The sequence below is a fragment of the Treponema sp. R6D11 genome (assembly GCF_054786075.1).
This window is the reverse complement of record NZ_BDHD01000215.1, coordinates 1-2,799: the sequence shown is the minus strand read 5'-3', so window position 1 is coordinate 2,799 and position 2,799 is coordinate 1. Positions and strand designations below refer to the sequence as shown.

Genomic DNA, 2,799 nt, shown 5'->3' with positions numbered 1-2,799 from the left:
ATAATATCATTTCAAAGTTATTTTGTAAATAGGAAAAAGCCGTTTTTTCATGAAAAAGACAATTTTAAAGGTAATTTTTATGTCATTGGCACTTGCCGCAACAAACCCCACAAAAGCATTTACCGACGATTTCCACCCCGTAACATATGTTATTGAAGCTAAAAACAAATTCATCTCCGAAGGTGTACCTCACCAATTGTTCTTTACTATCGAGGATTGTGTCGATAAATATTGGGGTGGCTGCGAGAAAATGTTTCTTTATCGCGATCAAAAGGCCCTTGACCATTACGCAGCTGTAAAATACAGATATATGCAAGACTGCGTAAAGGTATATTACGAGTATCTTAACGAATTTTTAAAATATCCAAAAGAAAACGGACGTCGCTCCGAAATTGGGGCACGAATGAACAAGGGAGCAACTTTTGAAGATGCGTGCAGACAAGTAGCCGCAGCAGATGCAGCATGCTATGCAAGGGACGTATTTTCAAAATACGGCAGGGATAGTGAAATATACAAGGGTGGCACATACGAAACGGTTTACCAACGTATCCAAAAACAAGAGCAAGAAAAATCAAAACAAATCGGAAAAGACGCACGTTAAATTTAAGGACACGCAATGGTATCAGCTACCTCTTTTTCATAGTGTACCCTGCCTTGAAGAGTACGCTATATGTGAGGTGGTAGGTACTGCCTGACTTGACTCGCAACCTGCCCACTATGTTTGCAAGATGTATACCGAATAAAATTCTTGAGTACAGTCAGGGCGGCTGCGCGCGCTATAAAAACATTTTTCGGGATTCTCCGACGGAGGAGACTTTGGGACAAACAAAGAAAATTCAGAGAATAAAAGTTCCCTGACCACTTAAATGCGATAAGGGAGTAGTTTTTGTCCATTAAGAAAAAAGTAATAAATGAGTTAAGTATTTATAAATTTATTATAATTTCGCATTTAGGTGGTCAGGGAAAGGCTCCATAGTCGGGTTCCCCCGAAGTTTTTATAGCGCGCGCAGCCGCCCTGTCTGTACTAAATAAATCCTTTAGGCATACATCTTGCAAAGAACGGCGCACCAGTAACCGACACCGGGCAAATCGCCATGTTATTTATAAATATTTCTTATCCGCTCTTTCCCCGGAAGCCTGTAAACGTCAAAGTCCCTGTCTATGCTGATTATTTTACGGATGCCCGTTTTTTCCGCAGTAATTACAAGAGTGGCGTCCGCGAAATCCATCGGCAGGCTTGAGTACTTTTCCGTAAGCTCCACAAGACGAAGCATGTCATTCTGGTTTATGTCGCTTATGATTACGCCCTTGTGCATTACCCATTCATAAAAATCTTTTTGGACGTTTGTGTTAAAATCCAACATGTGGGAAACTTCCGTAAAAACGGCGATTGTGCTTACATACCTGAACGGGTTTTTCTTTAGGAACGAACATACCCTGCGGTGGTGTCTGTCGCTAGAGTCAAAAAGGGCGATAAGGGGGCCTGAGTCTATAAGGATTGAATCTAACAATCATTTTTCCTGTTGGAAAGTTTTTTCTTAATCCGTTCCTTGTAGGTAACCGAACGGTCGCCGTCTCCGGAGCCGTATTTTCCGAAAACATTTTCCCCCAAGGAAAAAGAATCCATATCGCCTTCCTCGCGCTCGTAGTACATTTCAAGGGATTGTATGATTATTTCCGATTTTGTCTTGTTTTTAATTCTAGCGAGGGCAAGAAGCTTGTTCCTTGTTTCCATGGGGAGTCTCGCGGTGGTAATAACTTCGTTAACGGCGTAATTTGCAGTCATATTACAAATTGTAATATATACTTAAAATAATGTCAAGTAAAAAACATCATTTTTTTCAATCTATTAAATTTTCGAGGAAAAAAAATATGCTTGCCGACACTTTAGGCGGTTAAGTCAATATTCTGCCCAAGATTGGGATCAGTCTCTGGAACAGGAACGGACGAAATTAGTTTAACCACCGCTTCCGCCTGCTGTTTTACCGCGTCCTGCGCCATTGCCTGCACCTTTACCGCGGCCTGTTCCTGCACGTTCGCCTGGCTCATGTCTACCGATAATGATTCTATGTCCATACCTCTAATATAGCCTCAAATTCGCGAAAAAACAAGCAAAAAGTTCTCTTGTTTTAACCGCCAAAACGGGAAATTTAACCAATTTTAGACATTAACATATATCTTGTCATTTTTTAACAAATAAGGTAATATGAATCAGGGGTATATAAACTATGGCAGAAGACCTATTGGACAAAGTCTTTTCATTGTTTGCAGGCGAGGATATAAGCGATGAAAAGCAGAATATGCTCAAACAAATCGCCAAAGAACTAAGCCACAATAAATACGCCAAATTTTTCCATACAAGGTCGGACGAGGCGGATCCTTCATTTTTATCGTTTTTATTTTCAACATACAGGATGATTTACCCCGTTAAAAAGTTCTTTCAGGACGCCAAAAAAGTGGCTATGCTTAAACAGCATATAATAGAATCATGTATAGACGAAAAAATTAAAGAAACTATAAAAAAGTTAGATTATGCCACGCTAGACGGTAAGGTAAAAAAAATGCCCGGCGAACAGCTTGTCGCCGAAATTCAAAAAGATATAAACACCCTAGAAACCCAGTTTGACCAAAATAAGATTTATACCGCCGACCGCCGCTACGAAATGGCGGCCGCCCTCGCGCAATTTTCAACCTATAATTTTTTCGGCTTTTTCAAGAAATTCGACCCTCATTTCGCGGACGGCAGTTTCATCGTGGAGCCGAGATTTCCCGCCGTAAAGCTCATATTGATAATAAACG

Annotated in this window: 5 protein-coding genes; 2 read left to right on the top strand and 3 right to left on the bottom strand. The window is 40.6% G+C overall.

All coding sequences use genetic code 11. The annotated features are described in order from the left end of the window. Positions 1 to 49 precede the first annotated feature (49 nt). On the top strand, positions 50 to 601 hold the full coding sequence (locus tag ACYVTD_RS11375; protein ID WP_461247888.1) for a hypothetical protein: 552 nt from the start codon (positions 50 to 52) through the stop codon (positions 599 to 601). A 496-nt stretch (positions 602 to 1,097) separates the two neighbouring features. Here ACYVTD_RS11375 and ACYVTD_RS11370 read toward each other — a convergent pair whose 3' ends face one another. The 3 genes from ACYVTD_RS11370 to ACYVTD_RS11360 form a co-directional block, all read right to left on the bottom strand. After that, the gene (locus ACYVTD_RS11370) at positions 1,098 to 1,511 is read right to left on the bottom strand and encodes a type II toxin-antitoxin system VapC family toxin (RefSeq protein WP_461247887.1); all 414 of its coding nucleotides are present in this window, start codon (positions 1,509 to 1,511) and stop codon (positions 1,098 to 1,100) included. After that, the gene (locus ACYVTD_RS11365; protein ID WP_461247886.1) at positions 1,505 to 1,786 is read right to left on the bottom strand and encodes a CopG family ribbon-helix-helix protein; all 282 of its coding nucleotides are present in this window, start codon (positions 1,784 to 1,786) and stop codon (positions 1,505 to 1,507) included. Before ACYVTD_RS11365 ends, ACYVTD_RS11370 begins: the two co-directional genes overlap by 7 nt. A 101-nt stretch (positions 1,787 to 1,887) precedes the next feature. Next, positions 1,888 to 2,076 (bottom strand): YjfB family protein, encoded by a 189-nt coding sequence (locus ACYVTD_RS11360; RefSeq protein WP_461247885.1) that lies wholly within the window; start codon positions 2,074 to 2,076, stop codon positions 1,888 to 1,890. Between the two features lie 152 nt (positions 2,077 to 2,228). Between ACYVTD_RS11360 and ACYVTD_RS11355 the strand changes: the two genes are divergently transcribed. After that, positions 2,229 to 2,799, top strand: a 571-nt coding sequence (locus tag ACYVTD_RS11355; RefSeq protein WP_461247884.1) for a hypothetical protein, incomplete at its 3' end; no start/stop codon positions are given.